1 protein-coding gene is annotated in these 1,914 nt (G+C 71.8%); it reads right to left on the bottom strand.

Annotation, left to right across the window (positions count from 1 at the left end; all coding sequences use genetic code 11):
* Positions 1–25 precede the first annotated feature (25 nt).
* Positions 26–1,480: an RNA 5'-3' helicase PhoH2 gene (phoH2, locus tag ACTIDRAF_RS0215855; protein WP_026066160.1), complete on the bottom strand. Its 1,455-nt coding sequence runs from the start codon at positions 1,478–1,480 to the stop codon at positions 26–28.
* Between the last annotated feature and the right edge of the window lie 434 nt (positions 1,481–1,914).

The following is a 1,914-nucleotide window of genomic DNA, read 5'->3' as shown; positions in this document are numbered from 1 at the left end:
GGACTGAGCGCCCGCCGCCGCCCGGTCAGGCGACGTCGACCTCCAACATCTCGGTCACCAGCGCCGCGATGGGTGACCGTTCGGAGCGGGTGAGGGTGATGTGCGCGAAGAGCGGGTGTCCCTTCAGCTTCTCGATGACGGCGGCGACCCCGTCGTGTCGGCCCACCCGGAGGTTGTCCCGTTGGGCGACGTCGTGGGTCAGCACGACGCGCGAACCACTGCCCAACCGGGACAGGACGGTGAGCAGCACGTTCCGCTCGAGCGACTGCGCCTCGTCCACGATCACGAAGCAGTCGTGCAGTGAACGGCCCCGGATGTGGGTGAGCGGCAGCACCTCCAACATCCCCCGGTCGGTGACCTCGTCGATCACGTCGCGGCTCACGAGGGCGCCGAGGGTGTCGTACACCGCCTGCCCCCACGGGGACATCTTCTCGTTCTCGGTGCCGGGCAGGTAGCCGAGGTCCTGGCCGCCCACGGCGTAGACCGGCCGGAACACCACGACCTTGCGGTGCCGCCGACGTTCCATCACCGACTCCAGGCCGGCACAGAGCGCGAGCGCCGACTTGCCGGTACCGGCCCGGCCGCCGAGGGAGACGATCCCGATCTCGGGGTCGAGCAGCAGGTCGAGCGCGATGCGCTGTTCCGAGGAACGCCCGTGCAGCCCGAACGCCTCCCGGTCACCTCGGACCAGGCGAACCTGCTTGTCCGGGGTCACCCGGCCCAACGCGCTCGCCGTTCCCGCGAGCAGCCGGAGGCCGGTGTTGCAGGGCAGTTCCCGCGCCTGTTCCAGGTCGGCGCTCCCGACCCGGAACAGCTCGTCGACCTCCTCGGCGCTCACCTCGAGGTCGACCGTGCCGGTCCACCCCGACGGGGTGACGTTCTGCGCCCGGTACTCGTCGGCGGGCAGTCCGACGGCGGCGGCCTTCACCCGCAGCGGCATGTCCTTGGTGACCAGGGTCACGCGCCACCCCTCCGCCGCGAGGTTCAGGGCGCAGGCCAGGATCCTGGTGTCGTTCGAGTCGGTGCGGAAGCCCGGCGGGAGCACCTGGGGGTCGGAGTGGTTCAGCTCCACGTGCAGCGTCCCGCCGTCGTCCCCGACGGGAACGGGCTGGTCGAGACGACCGTGCCGTGACCGGAGGTCGTCCAGGAGCCGCAGGGCCTCTCTCGCGAACCACCCGAGGTCGGGGTGGTGCCGTTTCGCCTCCAACTCGCTGATCACCACGAGGGGCAGCACCACCGCGTGCTCGGCGAAGCGGGTGGCGGCCCAGGGGTCGGACAGCAGGACGGAGGTGTCGAGCACGAAGGCCGTTCCCGTCCCGGTCCTGGTCGTGCTGGTCCTCCGGCGGCCGGTGGCGCGGCTCGTGGTGGACCGGGTGGACCTGGTGGACCGGGTGGCGGCTGGACCTCCCTCCGGCGCGTCGGCGCCGGAGGCGGTGGTGGAACGGCTGGAGGATCGCCTCGAAGTACGGGGTGCGGTCACGGCAACTCCCTCACGGCCACGCGGACGCGGCCGCACGTCGCTGGGCCGGGCCCGCCCAGAGGTGGCCGTCGGCGACGCCGTCGGGCGACCGTCGCCGCGAGCCGACCGGGCCGGCTGCCGGCCCCGCGCTCGTGACGAACGGTTCCACCGCCGTACCGATCACTGCCACGACTAGGGCCTCCCGGGGCGGGCCGCCTCCGACACGACCCACCGCTTCCGGACGCTACCTAAGCGGACAGCTTTGTGACAGGCAGCCAGGCAGGTGATTCAGCGGACGGAAACCTGCACGCTACGTGCGGTCCCACCACGGGCCCCTCGCCCGTTGTCCAGGGCCGAACAGGTGAAACAACGGCGGCACCGGGTGCGCTTGTCAGCGGTTGGCGCGCACCGGACGGGATCAACGACCGCCGGTGGAACCACTCGGTGAGGCGATG

The sequence above is a fragment of the Actinoalloteichus spitiensis RMV-1378 genome, from assembly GCF_000239155.1.
GTDB lineage: Bacteria > Actinomycetota > Actinomycetes > Mycobacteriales > Pseudonocardiaceae > Actinoalloteichus_B > Actinoalloteichus_B spitiensis.
This window is presented reverse-complemented; position numbering and strand designations above follow the sequence as displayed.